Here is a 354-nt window from a genome sequence, read left to right as displayed (position 1 = left end):
GGGTGGGCACGGCCGAGCTGGGCCAGTTGCACGGTTGCAGCATCGGCGTGTGGGAAATGTCGCCCAGTGTCACCACCGATGTGGAAGTGGACGAATTCTTCATCGTGCTGTCAGGTAAGGCCAGCGTGCAGTTTGCCGATGGCCGCCCACCGCTGGAATTGCAGCCCGGCACCGTGGGCCATCTGGCTGCCGGCACCGCCACCACCTGGGTGGTGACACAAACGCTGCGCAAGATCTACATCGCCTGAGCGGCACAGACCGCCCGGCACAACAATGGCAAGGCAGGAGGAAGAAACATGGAAGTGCGCAACAACTACATCAATGGCCGTTGGCAAGCCTCGGTCAGCGGCGCTA

The 354-nt window shown here is 62.4% G+C and carries 1 protein-coding gene; it reads left to right on the top strand.

Annotated elements, in window-relative coordinates:
• Nucleotides 1–248, top strand: a 248-nt coding sequence (locus ACODSO_RS29335) for a cupin domain-containing protein (protein ID WP_489040114.1), incomplete at its 5' end; no start/stop codon positions are given.
• Nucleotides 249–354 lie beyond the last annotated feature (106 nt).

The organism is Rhodococcus sp. FG69 (assembly GCF_057808915.1).
This window is presented reverse-complemented; position numbering and strand designations above follow the sequence as displayed.